At 67.7% G+C, this 15,946-nt stretch carries 18 protein-coding genes and 1 tRNA gene; 9 read left to right on the forward strand and 10 right to left on the reverse strand.

Translation table 11 applies throughout. The features are described 5' to 3' along the window. Positions 1-23 precede the first annotated feature (23 nt). The gene (locus tag ACIQTX_RS13150; protein ID WP_402972635.1) at positions 24-1,355 is read right to left on the reverse strand and encodes an anthranilate synthase component I family protein; all 1,332 of its coding nucleotides are present in this window, start codon (positions 1,353-1,355) and stop codon (positions 24-26) included. A gap of 41 nt (positions 1,356-1,396) precedes the next feature. On the opposite strand from ACIQTX_RS13150, the gene ACIQTX_RS13155 reads away from it, so the two are divergent. Genes ACIQTX_RS13155 through ACIQTX_RS13165 form a run of 3 tightly spaced genes read left to right on the forward strand, consistent with a single transcriptional unit; the run spans position 1,397 to position 3,963 of the window. Then, a complete protein-coding gene (locus ACIQTX_RS13155; protein WP_402972637.1) occupies positions 1,397-2,068 on the forward strand; it encodes a DedA family protein in 672 nt (223 codons plus the stop codon). A 4-nt stretch (positions 2,069-2,072) separates the two neighbouring features. Next, on the forward strand, positions 2,073-3,098 hold the full coding sequence (locus ACIQTX_RS13160; protein ID WP_028501630.1) for a phosphatase domain-containing protein: 1,026 nt from the start codon (positions 2,073-2,075) through the stop codon (positions 3,096-3,098). Position 3,099: 1 nt separating this feature from the next. After that, a complete protein-coding gene (locus ACIQTX_RS13165; protein ID WP_402972640.1) occupies positions 3,100-3,963 on the forward strand; it encodes a 3-methyladenine DNA glycosylase in 864 nt (287 codons plus the stop codon). A 2-nt stretch (positions 3,964-3,965) separates the two neighbouring features. Here the strand turns inward: ACIQTX_RS13165 and ACIQTX_RS13170 are convergent, their stop codons facing one another. The 4 genes from ACIQTX_RS13170 to ACIQTX_RS13185 all read right to left on the reverse strand — a co-directional run bounded on the left by ACIQTX_RS13170 (position 3,966) and on the right by ACIQTX_RS13185 (position 7,197). Continuing rightward, positions 3,966-5,042, reverse strand: a complete 1,077-nt coding sequence (locus tag ACIQTX_RS13170; protein WP_402972642.1) for a glycoside hydrolase family 3 N-terminal domain-containing protein — start codon at positions 5,040-5,042, stop codon at positions 3,966-3,968. A 154-nt stretch (positions 5,043-5,196) separates the two neighbouring features. Continuing rightward, positions 5,197-5,853 carry an SDR family oxidoreductase gene (locus ACIQTX_RS13175; protein ID WP_402972644.1) on the reverse strand — a complete coding sequence of 219 codons (657 nt, stop codon included), beginning with the start codon at positions 5,851-5,853 and terminating at the stop codon, positions 5,197-5,199. 28 nt (positions 5,854-5,881) lie between these two features. Continuing rightward, on the reverse strand, positions 5,882-6,409 hold the full coding sequence (locus ACIQTX_RS13180; RefSeq protein WP_402972646.1) for a hypothetical protein: 528 nt from the start codon (positions 6,407-6,409) through the stop codon (positions 5,882-5,884). Then, a complete protein-coding gene (locus tag ACIQTX_RS13185) occupies positions 6,406-7,197 on the reverse strand; it encodes a hypothetical protein (RefSeq protein ID WP_402972648.1) in 792 nt (263 codons plus the stop codon). Before ACIQTX_RS13185 ends, ACIQTX_RS13180 begins: the two co-directional genes overlap by 4 nt. Positions 7,198-7,336: 139 nt before the next feature. Here ACIQTX_RS13185 and ACIQTX_RS13190 point away from each other — a divergent pair, with 139 nt between their 5' ends. Next, on the forward strand, positions 7,337-8,359 hold the full coding sequence (locus tag ACIQTX_RS13190; protein WP_402972650.1) for a DUF2804 domain-containing protein: 1,023 nt from the start codon (positions 7,337-7,339) through the stop codon (positions 8,357-8,359). Here ACIQTX_RS13190 and ACIQTX_RS13195 read toward each other — a convergent pair. Continuing rightward, positions 8,346-9,416, reverse strand: a complete 1,071-nt coding sequence (locus ACIQTX_RS13195; RefSeq protein ID WP_402972652.1) for an NAD(P)-binding domain-containing protein — start codon at positions 9,414-9,416, stop codon at positions 8,346-8,348. The genes ACIQTX_RS13190 and ACIQTX_RS13195 overlap by 14 nt on opposite strands. Before the next feature lie 136 nt (positions 9,417-9,552). On the opposite strand from ACIQTX_RS13195, the gene ACIQTX_RS13200 reads away from it, so the two are divergent. The 5 genes from ACIQTX_RS13200 (at position 9,553) to ACIQTX_RS13220 (ending at position 12,326) form a co-directional block, all read left to right on the forward strand. Further along, positions 9,553-9,625, forward strand: a tRNA-Ala gene (locus ACIQTX_RS13200). A gap of 83 nt (positions 9,626-9,708) precedes the next feature. Next, the gene (locus tag ACIQTX_RS13205; protein WP_402972654.1) at positions 9,709-10,332 is read left to right on the forward strand and encodes a hypothetical protein; all 624 of its coding nucleotides are present in this window, start codon (positions 9,709-9,711) and stop codon (positions 10,330-10,332) included. Positions 10,333-10,468: 136 nt separating this feature from the next. Continuing rightward, the gene (locus tag ACIQTX_RS13210; RefSeq protein ID WP_402972656.1) at positions 10,469-10,930 is read left to right on the forward strand and encodes a DUF6153 family protein; all 462 of its coding nucleotides are present in this window, start codon (positions 10,469-10,471) and stop codon (positions 10,928-10,930) included. 104 nt (positions 10,931-11,034) lie between these two features. Then, positions 11,035-11,625, forward strand: a complete 591-nt coding sequence (locus tag ACIQTX_RS13215) for a DUF305 domain-containing protein (protein WP_402972658.1) — start codon at positions 11,035-11,037, stop codon at positions 11,623-11,625. A 68-nt stretch (positions 11,626-11,693) separates the two neighbouring features. Next, the gene (locus ACIQTX_RS13220) at positions 11,694-12,326 is read left to right on the forward strand and encodes a CueP family metal-binding protein (protein ID WP_402972659.1); all 633 of its coding nucleotides are present in this window, start codon (positions 11,694-11,696) and stop codon (positions 12,324-12,326) included. Positions 12,327-12,411: 85 nt separating this feature from the next. Here the strand turns inward: ACIQTX_RS13220 and ACIQTX_RS13225 are convergent, their stop codons facing one another. The 4 genes from ACIQTX_RS13225 to ACIQTX_RS13240 all read right to left on the reverse strand — a co-directional run bounded on the left by ACIQTX_RS13225 (position 12,412) and on the right by ACIQTX_RS13240 (position 15,941). Beyond that, positions 12,412-12,669 carry a hypothetical protein gene (locus ACIQTX_RS13225; RefSeq protein ID WP_402972661.1) on the reverse strand — a complete coding sequence of 86 codons (258 nt, stop codon included), beginning with the start codon at positions 12,667-12,669 and terminating at the stop codon, positions 12,412-12,414. 131 nt (positions 12,670-12,800) lie between these two features. After that, positions 12,801-13,886 carry an Lrp/AsnC family transcriptional regulator gene (locus ACIQTX_RS13230; protein ID WP_402972663.1) on the reverse strand — a complete coding sequence of 362 codons (1,086 nt, stop codon included), beginning with the start codon at positions 13,884-13,886 and terminating at the stop codon, positions 12,801-12,803. Continuing rightward, on the reverse strand, positions 13,832-14,731 hold the full coding sequence (locus ACIQTX_RS13235; protein WP_402972665.1) for an alpha/beta fold hydrolase: 900 nt from the start codon (positions 14,729-14,731) through the stop codon (positions 13,832-13,834). The genes ACIQTX_RS13230 and ACIQTX_RS13235 overlap by 55 nt, the downstream gene beginning before the upstream one ends. Before the next feature lie 31 nt (positions 14,732-14,762). Then, positions 14,763-15,941, reverse strand: a complete 1,179-nt coding sequence (locus ACIQTX_RS13240; protein WP_402972667.1) for a M24 family metallopeptidase — start codon at positions 15,939-15,941, stop codon at positions 14,763-14,765. Positions 15,942-15,946: the final 5 nt, after the last annotated feature.

The raw sequence follows: 15,946 nt of genomic DNA on the forward strand, positions 1-15,946 counted from the left end.
CCAATCTGGTGGAAAAAGCGGGATCAGTTCAGGATATCGGAACGCCAGAGCACAGGCATTCCAGCGCCCAGCGCCGCGAGAGGCGCCAGAGCCTTGGTCGCGACCTCGGCGACCTCGGCGGCGGGAACCGAGCCCCAGGTGATCCCCCCGCCGGCACCGACCACCGCCTGCTCCCCCTCGATCAGGATGCTGCGGATCACCATCGCGAGATCCAACGCCCCGTCGTCGCCGATGTAACCGAAGCATCCGGCATAGACCCCACGAGGCCCGCCCTCCAGTTCGTGCAGCCGAGTCATCGCCGAGAGCTTCGGGGCCCCCGTCATGCTGCCCGCGGGAAACGTCGCTTCCAGCAGCGTCCCGACCGTCGTCGCCTCAGCCGCCACACCGCTCACCGTGCTCACGAGCTGGTGCACGGCAGGATAGCTCTCCACGACCCAGAGGCCATCGACGCGGATGCTGCCCGGCTCACACACGCGGGAGAGATCGTTGCGCATCAGATCGACGATCATGACGTTCTCGGCGCGTTCCTTGGGATCGATCGCGAGTTCCGCGGCGAGCGCGGCATCTTCGACCGGATCGATGCTGCGGGGTCTGGTGCCTTTGATGGGGCGTGTGCGGATGACGCCCCCCGCTGCGTGCAGGAACTGCTCAGGGCTCGCGCTCAACAGTGTGCGGTCGCCGATCCGCAGGAATCCGCCGTGATGGGCCGGGGTCGCGGTGCGGAGCCTTCGGTAGACGTCGACGGCGTCATGCGCACCCGTGACAGTGAAGCGTGTGGTCAAGCACAGCTGATATGCGATACCTGCGCGGATGAGGTCGCGGCAGCGTTCGATCAGAGCGGCGTACTGGCGTGGGTCGTGTCGGGCCTCTGCGGTACGAAGCGGTCCCCGCGGGTCGACGCCTCCCGTGGACGCGGATGCGTCCCCTCCGGCCTCTACCACCGTGGCGACCTCTGCCTCCCAGTTCTCGAGATCCTCCTCGGCGCTGAGCACCCAGACGGACTGCGCGGCGTGGTCGAAGGCGACGACGTGGGTGACGTGCAGCCATGCGCCGACTGTGGCGTCGAGAGAACCGGCCACCGGCGCACCCGCCGCAGCCGCGCCGCTCTCGTAGTCGAGCCAGCCGACCCATCCCCCCGTGAACGGCGGGAGTGCGGGATCGGCGGGGGCGACATCGATGCGAACCTCTCGCGGAAGCTCCGACTGCTCCCCGGTCCCGACGAAGCTCCACCCCGTCGCGGCGTCGGTGCCCGCGTCGAGCCAGAACACATCGGTCGCCCTGGCCTCCAGCATGCCGAACACCGACGAGGGCTCCACCCAGGAGGGAAGCGATCGAGCAGTCAGATGTTCGGGCACCTTGCCAGCCTAGGACCGGTCGGCTCCCGTATCCTCATGGGGTGGACGACCTCCTGATCTGGCTCCTCGACACCGTGCAGTCGATCGATCCGGTCACTCGCACGCTGATAGCCGGGATCGCCGTGATGCTGGAGACGAGCATCTTGATCGGCCTCATCGTCCCCGGTGACACGATCGTCATCATCGCCTCGATGGGAGTCGCGACCCCTCTCGAGGGCATCGCGATGGGTGTCGCCGTCGTGATCGGCGCACTGATCGGCGAGAGCATCGGCTTCTGGCTCGGTCGTTGGCTCGGCCCGCACATCCGGGCGTCGTGGCTGGGCCGCCGGATCGGCGAGCACAACTGGGTCCGCGCCGAGAACTATCTCGAGCGCCGCGGCGGCATCGCGATCTTCCTGTCCCGCTTCCTCCCCGTGCTGCACTCCCTCGTCCCCCTCACCGTCGGCATGAGCGAGTACCCGTACCGCAAGTTCCTGGCCTGGACCGCCCCGGCGTGCATCCTCTGGGCCACCGCGTATGTGAGCGTCACGTCGCTCGCTGCCGGCAGCTTCCGCGAGCTCGTCGATCGCGTGCACTTCGCGGGGTACATCTTCGTCGGGGTGATCGCGCTGTTCCTGCTCCTCGCCTTCCTCGGCAAGAAGCTGCTGCAGCGTCGTGAAGCTCGCCACCTGGAGGCTCCGGAGGCTGAGGCCGACGCCGACATGAAAGACTGAGCCAATGGCATCGGCTCCCCCAGCCCCCCGGATCCACTGGTTCGCCCGACTCGAGCATCGCCTCCATGTCTGGCGTGAAGGTCGTGCGCGCCGTCGCGGCCGCGTCGCGACCATCCTCCCGTTCCCCGGATACGGCGGCCCCGGCTGGGTTCGGGTCGTCGGTCGAGTGCTGATCGTGCCCCCGCAGCGTCGTACCCGCGACGGCGAACCTGCGAGTGTCCGGGGCTGGCGCAGTTTCGTCGGCATCCCGGTGGGATTCGCCGCGGTGACCGTGAACATCGGCGACACCACGCACCAGGTGGCGGCTGACCGCGGCGGTGTCGTGGATGCGATGATCCGCATCGAGTTGGAGCCCGGCTGGCAGACGTTCACCTTCTCGGTCGAGGGCCAGGAGCCCATCGAGGCACGCGTGTTCATCGTCGCCGAGGGCATCAGGTTCGGTGTCGTGTCGGACGTCGACGACACGGTGATGGTGACGGCGCTCCCCCGCCCCTTCATCGCCTTCTGGAACTCCTTCGTGCTCGACGAGCACGCCCGTCTGCCCGTGCCGGGGATGGCCGTTCTCCTGGATCAGCTGCTGCGGCAGCACCCGGGTGCCCCGATGGTCTATCTGTCCACCGGGGCGTGGAACGTGGCCCCCACGCTGTGGCGCTTCCTCGGTCGGCATCTCTTCCCCGCCGGCTCCATGCTGCTCACCGACTGGGGCCCCACGCACGAACGCTGGTTCCGCAGCGGTCGTGAGCACAAGCTCACCAACCTGCGTCGGCTGGCGACCGAGTTCCCCGACGTGAAGTGGCTGCTGATCGGCGACGACGGCCAGCATGACGAGTCGATCTACAGTCAGTTCATGGACGAGTACCCCGATTCCGTCGCCGGCGTGGCGATCCGTCGTCTGCTGCCTGCCGAGGCTGTGCTCGCCGGTGGCCGCACCGGCCACGAACCGCACTCCGAGGGCACAGCACCGTGGGTGAGTGCCGAAGACGGCGCCGGCCTTCGCGACCTGCTCGGCGAAGCCGGCATCCTGCACTGAGATGACCATCGCCCGACAGGACTGGGCCCTCCGCGAGGAGGCCCACCGCGAACGTGCCGACGCTCTCACCGCTCGGCACCGGGATCGGGCGACGCGTGCCGAGAGGCATCCGGTGTGGGATTTCCTGTTCACCTACTACTCCTACAAGCCCGCTCAGCTGCGGCGCTGGCATCCCGGTGCCGGTGTGGAGCTTGCCGACGCCACCGAACGCCTCGACTGGCGCTGGTACTCCCCTGGACGAGCCGCCGACAGCGCCGTTCCCGATGCCCGAGCATTCGGCGACGAGAAGGCGGAGTTGGCGGCCCTCATCGAGAGGATGCTGCGCCGCACGGCATCGCGCCCCGGACAGTTCGGCTGCTTCGGCCTGCACGAGTGGGCGATGGTGTACCGCGCCGACGAGCACCGGCACGCGGTACCACTGAGGTTGGGACAGGCGGGCACCGATTCCGTCGTCGAGAGCCACGATCTGCGTTGCACGCATTTCGACGCGTTCCGCTTCTTCACCCCGGAGGCCGTGCCCCGCAACCGCACTGCGCTGAGCCGCGATGACCAGCCGCTGTTCGAGCAGCCTGGCTGTCTTCATGCGGGCATGGACCTCTACAAGTGGGCGACGAAACTCGGGCCTCTCATCCCCGGGGAGCTTCTCCTGGATTCGTTCGAGCTCGCCCGCGACATCCGTCTTCTCGACATGCAGGCCGCGCCCTACGACCTCTCGGCATGGGACATCACCCCGGTGCCCATCGAGACGGCCGAGGGAAAGGCGGAGTACGTGCGACGGCAGCGCGTCTTCGCCGATCGCGGTGCCGCTCTTCGCGCCGCGCTCTTGAGCGCCTGGCTCGGTGACGGTGCCCGCGAGGCTGCCTGAGGTCAGCCCGCCGGCTCGCAGTCGGCACAGACCGCCCATCTGGCAGTGGCTCCGGCGACCTGCACGCGCAAGGTGACGACACGGGTCGCGGCTTCTTCGAGCCTCTCCGCAGGCAACGCTCCCGTCTCGACCGCTGACGCGATTCCGGCCGCCATCGCTCCCGCCGTCTGGGCGTCGGAACCCGCGATCATCAGCACCAGGTCGTTTCCCGCGGCGATCGCCGCCACACCGTTCGCCACCGGATCGGCATACGCCGGGTCGCCTGACGACAACAGCATCCCGAGATCGTCGGTCACCGCAACGCCCTCGAAGCCGAGCTCGTCTCTGGCGATCGCATGCCACTTCGGCGACAGAGACGCCGGAAGCGCATCGACGGACGTGTAGGCGAGGTGGCCGTACATGAGCATGGATGCGCCGGCGTCGATACCGGCCGCGAATGGGACGGCCTCGGTGTCTCGCCACTCCTCGAGCCCCATCGTCGTACTCGGGATCGCGCGGTGTGAGTCGCCCGGTGCCGCTCCGTGCCCAGGGAAGTGCTTGAGAGTCGATGCGACGAACTGCTCCTGCGCCATCGTCGCAGCTGTCACCCGATCGGCGGCGCTCTTCGGATCGGTACCGAGGGCGCGTCCGTGGATGAAAGAGCCGGGATCAGGTGTGTAGTCGGCCACGGTGCCGAAGTTCACGGTGATCCCTGCACGCGCCACCAGCGACCCACGGGCTGCGAAGGCGGCGAGCGTATCGACGACGGGGAGACTCTTCAACGATGTGGACGCGGGGTAGTCATCGCCGTACAGGCGCGAGACCAGACCACCCTCCTGATCGACGGCGATGAGCGGCGGCAGCTCGGGGTCGACGGCCAACGACGCGGTCAGGTTCTGCAGCTCCGCTTCGGATGACGGGATGTTCGCACCCATGAGGATGAATCCGCCGAGGCCCGACTCCATGTACGACCGGAGCGCGGCGGGGTCGGTCCCCGCCACATGCCCCATCACGACGGTCGAAGCCTGCTCAGCGACAGACATGCCCTGCACCAGCGCGTTCGCGCGCTCGGCGGCGTCAGACTTCGGCGAAGCGGCCACTGGCCCAGAAGCGGAGACGGAAGCAGACGCGTCAATCGCCGCGGCCGATGCGACCGGAGAGATGCACAGTCCGGCCACCGCGGCGGCTGCCAGAGAGGCCGCCGCCCATCCACGGTGTCGAGACATCACGTGCTCTGCCTCCAGACGGTCGACGTCAGCAGGCGAGCGCCTCGGCGATCGGCACCGCGGACTCCGCGTCGCCGTTGCCGAAACGGATCGTCCGGCCGATCGTGCAGGGCTCGTGGAGGGAGGCTGCGATGACCGCGGCGACGTCGGCGCGCGACACCGCTCCACGACCGGCGGGGTCGATCTGGATACGGGAGGTCGGATCGTCGAAGGTGAGCGTACCCGGTGCGAGGATCGTGCCTTCGAGCCCGGCGCCCCGAAGGTGCTCATCGGCAGCCCACTTGGCGTCTGCGTACGGGAAGAAGGAGTCGCCCTCCGGAACGCCGTGATCGGCGGTGGACCCGAGCCAGGACACCATGACGTAGCGTCGGACCCCCGCACGCTCGGCCGCATTCATCGATCGCTGCGCGGCGTCACGATCGACGGCGTAGGTGCGCTCCGCAGAGCCCCCGCCGGCACCGGCCGACCAGACGACGGCGTCGTGCCCGCTGATGATCTCGGCGATGGCCTCGACGTCCATGTTCTCGACATCGGCGACCAGCGCCGTCGCCCCGCCCGCTTCGACCTCGGCCGCATGATCCGGATTCCGGATCACTCCGGTCACCTCGTCTCCTCGTGCGGCGAGGAGCGGCGCGAGCAGAAGGGCGATGCGGCCATGGCCGCCGAAGACGATGATGCGCGACATGCCTTCACCCTACGCGCCCTGTCCGACGTCAGCGCGGGGTCTGGTCGCTGTCGATCACGAACGCCTGCGGGTGACTGGGGAGGTAGCGCACCACGATCAGCTCACCGCCGGGGATGTAGGCGTCACGATCGGGGTACACGGCAGGTGTGAAGAAGTTGCTCTCGAGCGTGTACTCGACCCCTTCCGCCGTCGTGAACGTCACCCAGTCGCCCTGCATCGTCGCCGAGGTCGGACGGCCGTTGTCGTAGATGTACGCCCGGGTCACCGGCACGCCGGTCAGGCTGAGGATTCCGATCACGAGAGAGCCGAGCATCAGGAAGGCCAGGATCCGGGCGACCACGCGCACGAAGCTCCCCCAGACCCGTCCACGCGGACGAGCTTCCAGGGGCAGCAGCCCCTCCCGCTCGCGAACGGCCCGGAGCGCTCCTCCCGGCACCGCACCGCGTGCCGACAACGCGAACAAGCCGAGGATCGAGAAGCCGGCGATGAAGACCATCGCGTAGCCGTGCGATGCCGGGAAGTTCACCAGCCAGACGAGCGTGTCCATCGGGTTCATCGCCCCGCCTCCTTCTCGATCGTCACCGCGACGGTCTGCGGATCCTCCCGGCGGTAGAACGCCCATACGGGCGCACCCACCTGCAGATGCGGGATCGCCTGCGGGTACACGAAGACCGTGGAGTCGGCCTCCCACGTCGCCGCCCCATCCGGCGCCATCAGGACACGCAGTGCGAGTTCGGCCTGCCCTTCACGACGGCGCCCCGTCGGTCGCACCTCGAGCACGGATGCGGGCACCTGCGTGCCGCTCGTACGCGCGCGCACCTGCGTCGGATCGATCAGCCCTCGCTCGATCCGCCATTGCAGCATCGCGTCGCGCACGGCCGGGTCGCTGAGATCCGCGAGCTCGACGTTGTCCTGGTCGGTCAGGCTGTAGCGCACCGGTACCGGAAGCCCGACCTGAAGCGTGGCGAAGTCGGCCGCGTCCACGAGCATCCGAAGCTGCGCGATGAACTCCTCAGACGTGCTCGGCGTCACACGGATGAACAGGTCGTACTGCGGAACGTCGTTGACGGTCAATCCGGTACGCGAGACCTCGACGATCGTGCCGACACCGATCTGCGCCTCACCGCGCACGGTCTTGCGGCGCCCGAGACCGGACAGCATCCCGCCGAAGGTCAGCAGCAGACCCCAGGCGACCCCGATCATGATCGGAGCACCGAGAGTGTCCTCACCGGAGAAGGGAAGGATCGACTGTCTCTGGTCGACGCCGAACAGGCCCTCGCCGACCCAGATGACGAGCCAGGCGGAGAGCAGCAGCCAGACGACGAAGAACACGATGCGGAGCATGCCCTCAGGGTATCCAGGCACCGATTCCCTCCCGAACACAGATTCCGCACCCGGTCCCACATCGTTCGAGACTCGGTCCTCTACACTCGGGTCAACGATGCCGACCCGAGACGGCGTCCCTCCCGACAGCAGGACGACGATGCCCACACCGCTGATCGAGCGCGAGATCACCGCGCACGTGTCGCTCACCACGCCTGACGGGGCCCTGAACCGCGATGCGCTGGGCTGGTCGCGCACACCGGTTCACGACACCTCGGGGATCCCTGGCCGCGGTCACTGGGGCCGCAACAAGCGGTGGGAGTACTGGAATGTGATGACCCCGTCGCACATCATCGCCGTGACCATCTCGAGCGTCGACTACATGGCATTGCACGAGGTCTGGGTGCTGGATCGCGCGACCGGCGTCGACATCGGTTCGACGGTGATCGCACCCGGCGGACGCAGTGCCGTGCTGCCACCGTCTCTCGGCGAAGGACCGGCACGAGCTCGCACCCGCCGCATCACCCTCGACATCGACGAGACCTTCGACGGGACGCGCCTGCGCGGCACCGCACCCCGACTGTCGTTCGATCTGCATGCCGCGCGCCCGGCGGGACACGAATCACTCGGCGTCGTGGTGCCGTGGCGGCGCGGCGATGACGTCCCGCACTTTCAGTACACGGTCAAGGACGTGGCGCGGCCGACGACCGGAACAGTGACAGTGGACGGCGTCGCGCACGACATCGCGGCAGGGAGCTGGGCAGTGCTCGACCATGGCCGCGGACGTTGGCCATACCGCGTGCAATGGAACTGGGCGGCAGGCAGCGGCACCGTTGACGGCCGTGTCATCGGCCTGCAACTGGGCTCGAAATGGACCGACGGCTCAGGGGCGACGGAGAACGCGCTGCTCGTCGACGGGCGTCTCTCGAAGATCAGTGAAGAGCTCGTCTGGGACTACGACCCCGAGCGCTTCATGCAGCCGTGGCATGTGCATGGCGCCACAGCCGATCTGACCTTCACGCCGTTCTACGACAAGCGCTCGCGCACGAACGCCCTGGTCATCGAGAGCAGGACCGACCAGCTGTTCGGCGTCTGGACCGGGTGGGCGCTCGACAACACCGGAACCCGCGTGCACGTCGACGGCATCGAGGGTTTCGCCGAAGAGGTGCTCAACCGCTGGTGATGCTCGCGCCTGTGGACTGCAGCATCCGCTGCACGCCCTTCGCGGCGGAGCGCCCGGCACGATTCGCACCGATCGTGCTGGCCGACGGCCCGTAGCCGACCAGCTGCACACGAGGATCGGCGACGGCCGTGGTACCGCGACCGTTCCGATCGAGCTGAATGCCGCCGGCCGCACTGCGCAGGTGCAGGGGCGCCAGGTGGCTGATCGCAGGGCGGAACCCGGTGGCCCACAGGATGACGTCGACGTGCTCGAAGCTGCCGTCTGCCCAGCGCACGCCGTCTGGCTCGATGCGCTCGAACATCGGGCGTCGAGCAGCGTAGGCGCCCAGACGCTCCGCTTCACGCTCCTGCGGGCGGAGCATGAGGCCGGTGACGCTGACCACGCTCTCGGGAGGGAGCCCGGCGGCGACGCGCTGCTCGACGAGGGCGACCGCGGCCGCTCCCGCCTCCGGCGTGAAGTCGTCGTGCCGCCACACCGGTTCGCGGCGGGTGACCCACAGCGTCTCGGTGATCGGAGCGAGCGCGCCGAGGAACTGCACAGCAGACGCGCCCCCGCCGACGATGAGCACCCGTTTGCCGAGGAAGTGCTCCGGCCCCGGATAGTCCACCGTGTGCAGTTGTTCACCCACGAACGTCTCCATGCCCGGGAAGTGCGGCAGGAACGGATGAGACCAGGTCCCGGTCGCATTCACGAGCGTGTGGGTCGTCCACTCCCCCTCACGGGCTCGCACGACCAGCAGTCCGTCCTCATCCTCCACCCGCTCGACATGGATCGGACGGAGAACCGGCAGCGCATGCTTCTTCTCGTACGCGGCGAAGTAGCCGGGGACTGCGATGTTGGCGCGCGCGTCGTCCCGCGGCGGTGGCGTGTCATCGGGGAGCTCTGCGACGCCGTGCACGTCACGCATCGTCAGTGCATCCCAGCGGTGCTGCCACGCTCCTCCTGGCCGTGACCCTGCGTCGAGGACCACGTGCGAGATACCCAATCGGGACAGGTGGAAGGATGCCGAGAGACCGGCCTGCCCTGCGCCGATCACCACACTGTCGAGGATGCTCACGCAGAGAAGAACGTCGTGCCCGGCGCGGTTGTTCCACCGGGCGGCGACACTCCCGGGCGCCCGTTCCCGATTGGTGCTCGCGCAGATTCGTGTAGTACTCTTTTCAAGTTGCTCCGGCTTCTACGGAGCGGCATCTGGGCCTGTGGCGCAGCTGGTAGCGCACCTGCATGGCATGCAGGGGGTCAGGGGTTCGAATCCCCTCAGGTCCACAGAGAAGCCCCCGGGTCACCCCGGGGGCTTTCTTCGTTCTCGACGCAGATGCAATGCAGACGACAAGCGCTCAGGAGATCACATGGCCGAGACTCCCCTCGCCTACGCGGACAGGGTGCGCACGCTGCAGGGCTATCGGACCGTGAGCAGACTCCTCGCCGATGGCGACAACATCTTCATCGACCCGTTCTCCGCCCTCATCTCGACGCACGCTCGGATCGGCGCTGGAAACGTGTTCTATCCGAACGTCAGGATCGACGCGGTCCCCGGCACCGTGCGAATCGGCGACAACAACAGATTCTTCGAGGGCACCCGTATCGACGCGACCGGCGGCGGTCACGTCGCCATCGACTCCGACAACGAGTTCGGCCCGCATGCGGTGACCCTCATGGCCAATCGCCCCGGTGCCGCGATCGCGATCCGCAGAGGCGTCAGGCTGTTGGGACGCATCGAGGTCGCAGGAGTCAGCGACCTCGAGGACGGATCTCAGATCCTCGGCGACATCAACGCGGTGAACGTATCGCTTGCCGGCGGAGGAAGCCACCGCGAACCCGACCCCGACCTCCGAGGCGCCGTGCTCAAAGGCCGGGGACGCGCCACCGGGACCGTGCTGGGCCGCGGGCAAGTGATCAACGGCGATGGCGATTTCGCCGCATCCCCGGTGGAGGAGCAGTCGGTCTATCACCCCCGCACGGCTCAGCTCTAGGAGCATCGGGGCACGTCGGCCGGGCACGAAGCCCTCGTGGCAGCTCGACACCTGGGCGAGCACTTGCAGAGCCGAGGCCTTCCGCCTGGCAGATCCGAAGACGTGACCGCCCGACGACGCCCGTAGACTTGCTCTTATGGCACCGGTGGCGGCGACGCGGTCCGGAAGAGGCTCCTCCAGCGTCTTCCGGGGTGTGCTGTCGGGTGTGATGCTCGTCACCGCTGTCATCATCGGCCTCCTGGCGATGCACACGCTGAACCTGCACGGGACTGCCGCCGCCGACGCGCCGGCGACGATGTCGATGTCGGGTGCTGTTGATCAGCCTGCCGCCCATCACGCAACGGCCGAGATGCACGCCCCGGCGGGTTCCACGAGCGGCGGCGACATGTCGTGCGCCGGATGCACCACCGACGACCACGCCGGCATGGCGATGATGTGCGTGCTCGCTCTTCTGCTCGCCCTGCTCCTCATCGTTCCCCCTCGTGTTCTGCACGGTTGGACGCGATCCCTCCTCCGACCATCCCTCGTCGAGGACCTCACAGCGCAGATTCGCCCCCGCGCACCTTCTCTGCACGTTCTCTGCATCAGTCGTACCTGAGCGGCGTAGAGCCCGCGTTCTCTCGCCAGGGCTCTCCCCCGCTCACACCCGTGCGCAGCCGTCTTGGCCTGCGTGCGCAACGACTATGCATATTGGAGAACACCATGAAGATTCGTGCTGCGGCAACGGCCGCACTCGCCCTCTCTGCCGTCCTGGCCCTGTCCGGATGCGCGACCGGCGCCGGTGAGGAGTCCATGCCCGGCATGGACCACGGCTCGTCGGCGCCGTCCGCCGACGCCAACGAAGCCGACGCGATGTTCGCGTCGATGATGATCGTGCACCACGAGCAGGCGATCGAGATGAGTGACATCGTCCTCGCCGCCGACGGTGTCGACCCGGCGGTGACCGAGCTCGCCCAGCAGATCAAGGCGGCTCAAGGCCCCGAAATCGAGCAGCTGCAGGGCTGGCTGACCGACTGGGGCGTCAGTCCTGATGACGAGGGCGCGAGCGGGATGGACCACGGTGACGGGATGATGAGCGAGGACGACCTCGCCGCACTCCAGGCTGCAGATGGCACCGAAGCATCGCGACTGTTCCTCGAGCAGATGATCGTCCACCACGAGGGCGCTGTCGAGATGGCGCAGGTGCAGGTCGACGACGGGAGCAACCCCGACGCGGTCGAGCTCGCGCAGAAGATCATCGACGCACAGACCGAAGAGATCCAGGCGATGAAGACTCTCCTGTCCGCTCTCTGACCCCTCCTCCGGGCCGATGCCCTGCCACTGCGGCCGGGCATCGGCCCCCTGCTTCGAAAGAGCACACCATGAACGATCTCACCCGTCTCTCCCCCACCTCACCGCACCGAATGAAGCTGTTCACGGCCCTCGCCGCGCTGGTGGTCACCGGCGTCGCCCTCGCCGGCTGCGTCGCCGCACCCGACACCGGAGCGACCGGAGCCGCTCAGTCCACCAGCGCGCCGGATATCCTCGCGGCGTATGACCTCGATCGCCTCGACGTCTCCGAAGTGATCGAGCGCCTCGACACCATGCCCGTCGCCGACCGACCCTCCGGTCTGCTCGCATCCGTTCAGCCCGACGCCCTCGTGCTGAAGGACGAGAGTGGCGGGGAGAGCCGCTTGCCGATGCCGGAGGACGAGGTCTACATCTCTGTCGCGCCGTTCCGAGATCAGACTCACGAGTGCCATTTCCACAGTCTGACCACCTGTCTCGGTGAGCTCTCCGACGCCGAGATCCAGATCACCCTCACCTCCGACGACGGAGCCGTGCTGATCGATGAGACACGGCGGACCTACGACAACGGCTTCACCGGACTCTGGGTCCCCCGAGGTATCGAGGCCACGCTCACGATCGAGCACGAGGGTCGCGCGGGAAGGGTTCCCGTCTCCACGATGGCAGCCGACGACCCGACCTGCATCACGAACCTGCAGCTGCTCTGAGTTCGCACGCGATAGAAACACAGAAGCGCACCACCTCGACGATCGAGGGGTGCGCTTCTGCGTGCGACGGCAGCAGCCGGGCGGGCTACGTCGCGAGGAGTGGCGGCTGGGACGGGATCGACACGGGTCGCGTCGCCCGACTCACACCGCGCATCCTCTCGACGTCTTCGAGCACCTCGAAGACTGTTCCGTAGCGGGTGGCGAGTGGCAGATCGCGCAGCCACGTCACCTCGACCTCGGTCTCGGCCATCTCGTACACGCACGCGACCACATGACGCGGATCGTTGGGTGAGTAACGAAGGTCGTTGATCACCCACTCCGACGCCGTGATGCGTTTCAACATGAAACGCGGATCCGGAAGTTCAGACATCTGGGGCCCTCCAGGACTCTCTCTGGAGAGAGCATGCGCCACGGGCGGCGGCTGGGGAAGCCCCTTGACACGATCCATGCACGATGCCTGGGCGGACCGGTGCGCTACGAGCTGGTATCCGTGGCACCGGCGGACGCGACCTGAACGCGCCACCACGGCGTCTCGATGAAGCCTCGCTTCATGAACACGAGTTCCATCGCCGCATTCCAGCCCCTGACTCCTTTGAGGTGCGCGATCGTCCCCGTGAGGAAGTCGTGCAGAGTCTCGGTGGTCGGGAGGATGATCTCGCAGTAGAGCGAGTTCTCCTCGAGTGCCGCGGCGAGGAACCGCACCGACACGTGCTGGGCGAGCGTCTGTGCGACTGCGGCGATCCGCGAGGGCTCGACTCGGAGGATCAGCAGCGTCTCCGCACTCATCCCCAGTGCCGATGCCGGCACCATCGTCACGGTGGTCAGACACCCCGCGTTGCGCATCCGCTCGTACCGACGACGCACGCTGCTCTCGTTCATGTCGAGCTTGTCGCCGATCGACTGGAAGGAGGCACGGCCGTTGTCACGCAGCTCTTCGACGATCGCCCGGTCGGCATCGTCGAAGTGGGTCGGGTCGCACGTGTTCGGCGCCGGCATGTAGGACTTCGGGTCGGTCGTGGCCTCGGCGTGCGCGTCGTAGAGCTGGCGACCCCAGTCGAAGCTCACTTTGTAGGTGTGCACGACCAGATCGCTGCGCCAGCGCTCGACACCGGGTATCGCCTGAAGGTCGGTGAGGACATGGGCGTAGGTCGCCGAGTCTCCGGGGATGACGACCTCGGCGAACACATCGAACTTCCCGGTGACGAGCGTCACGAAGCGCACGTACGGCGACCCGATGAGAGCCTGCGCGACCTGCAGCTGCGACCCCGGCGTGCAGTTGATGCGCACGAAGAAGGTCTCCACATGCCCTTCGCTGCCCAGGGTCGGCACGATCCCGACCCGTACCAGTCCCTCGGCCAGCAGCTGTTGCCCACGACGGGTCACGGTCGATACGGAGGCGCCGGCGAATTCGGCGATCGACGTCCAGCTCGCTCGTCCGTCCTGCTGCAACGCGACGACGATCCGCCGATCGAGGTCGCTCACTTCCCGCGTCGGATGGGCACCGCTCATCGGGTCGGCGGGTACACCCGGTGCAGGAACGTGCGCACGGTCTTCGTCCACGCCTCTGCCTCCTCGATCTGCGGGGAGTGCCCCGATTTCTCGAACACCACCATCTCGGAGTCCGGGATGAGATCGGCGATCGTCTGGCTACACGATACTGGCGTGATCCAGTCCGTCCGGCCCACGGTGATGAGTGTCGGCACACCGATCTCGTGCAGCCGCGGCTTGAGGTCGTAGTTGGGGAGGTTGACGGAGAAGGCGTAGTTGTGTGCCCGGTAGCGGTACGGCGTAGCCTGCACCTTGCGCTCGGTGGCCTCGGGGTCGTAGACGAAGTCATACAGCGGCAGGATCTCGCGCCAGCAGTCCTTGAGATCCTCGTCGTCGTAGACCTCGCCGACATCGATGCGGTCGAACTTCTCCATGTCGATCGTCGCGCGGTCGGAGGCGAGCGCATTCTCACGCGCCAGATGCGCGTTTCCGTTGTCGGCTGAGGTGTCTCGCAGCACGACCGCGGCCACGCGCTCCGGATACCGCAGGGCGTACTCCATGGCCATGAACCCGCCATAGGAGCCGCCGGCCATCACGATCTTCTCGGCGCCGACCCACTCGCGCAGACCATCGATGTCGGCGGCCCACTGCTCATGGCTGTAGGTGCCCTCACCCTCGCTCGCACCGCTGCCGCGTGCGTCGAAGACGACCACGCGGTACTCATCGGCCAGGCGCCCGAAGCTCGCACGAGGCTCGGCTCTCGACCCCAGACCCGGCGCTCCGTGGTGAGTGATGATGACGGGAGCACCCTCAGGGCCCAGCACCTCGACGGCCAGGTGATTCCCGTTGATCTCGACCCATTCGTGGGCGCTGGTGGCTGCGGCGAACTCCGGGGATACCGGGGGCGTTGATGTCATGTTCTCTTCTTCTCTCTCGAATTCCGGGGCGTCAGAGCGCGATGGTGCAGTCGTCGAGGCTGCGGGGGAAGGTGGTCAGGGGTTCGGCGCCGGTGGCGGTCACGAGCATGCTGTCGCTGATGCGGTACCCGGCGTGCCCTGGCACGTAGATGCCGGGCTCGTTCGACACGACCATCCCGGCTTCCAGCACGGTCGGATCGCCGTCTTCGAGCCAGGGCGCCTCGTGCATGCCGAGACCGATGCCGTGCCCCTGGCGGTGGCGGATGAACTCGCCGAGCCCGGCCTCCCGAATCACGTCGAGGCAGACACGATTCGCCTCCCGGCACTCGAGTCCGGCGCGGATCGTCTCGCGGCCGAGCAGCTGGGCCGCGTGGATCGTGTCGTGATAGCGCCGCTGCTCGGCCGTGGGCTCGCCCAGGACGAAGGTCCGCTCCCCCTCGATGAAGCGTCCACCGACCGCGCAGCCCAGCGAGAGCATGAAGGTGTCTCCGGCCTTGAGGCGGTTCACCGAGGGAAGGCCGTGCGGGAAAGCGGAGTTCGCCCCCGAGTAGACCAGTCCCCCGGCCAGCAGCGACGCCACGATCACGTTGCGGTGCTCGGCGTACATGATGCCGGTGCCGGCCGCTGTGACGTGTCGCTCGAGCTCAGCCTCGGTGGGGAGCTCTCCGCCAGCGGCGACGGCGTCCGCCACCAGCGCCACCCCGGCGTCGAGCATCCGGTCGGTGACACGGGCCGCCTCGCGGTGCAGCGCCACCTCCTCGGGGAACTTGATGTAGCGGCTACGGGTGAGCAGGTCGGAGGCGACGAGGTCGGCATCGGGCATCGCCTGTCGTGCCGCCGAGAGGCGCGAGTAGGGCATCGTCGCCGCGAACCCGACACGGCCTCGAGGAGAGACCGCCAGGGCCAACACCTCGAACGGCGAGACGACCCCCGGGAACTCGAAGAACGCCACGAGCTCGGCTCGGGAGGACTGCGAATCCGCGTACTCGCGCTCGAGTTCCGGCAGCAGCATCACGACCCGACCGTTCGCCTCGATCCAGATCGCCACCGGGCGCTCGGACGGGTGGTGGAAGAAGCCGGTGAGGTACGCGATGTCCTCGGGCTGGTCGGTGAGGAAAGCGTCGAAGCCCTCCTCACCCATCCGCTCCCGCACACGCGTCTGCACGCGGTCGAAGAACTCGGGCGCGAGACGCTGGTCGAACTCGGTCATCACAT

It is taken from the genome of Microbacterium sp. NPDC090281, assembly GCF_044769635.1.
In the GTDB taxonomy this organism is placed as follows: domain Bacteria; phylum Actinomycetota; class Actinomycetes; order Actinomycetales; family Microbacteriaceae; genus Microbacterium.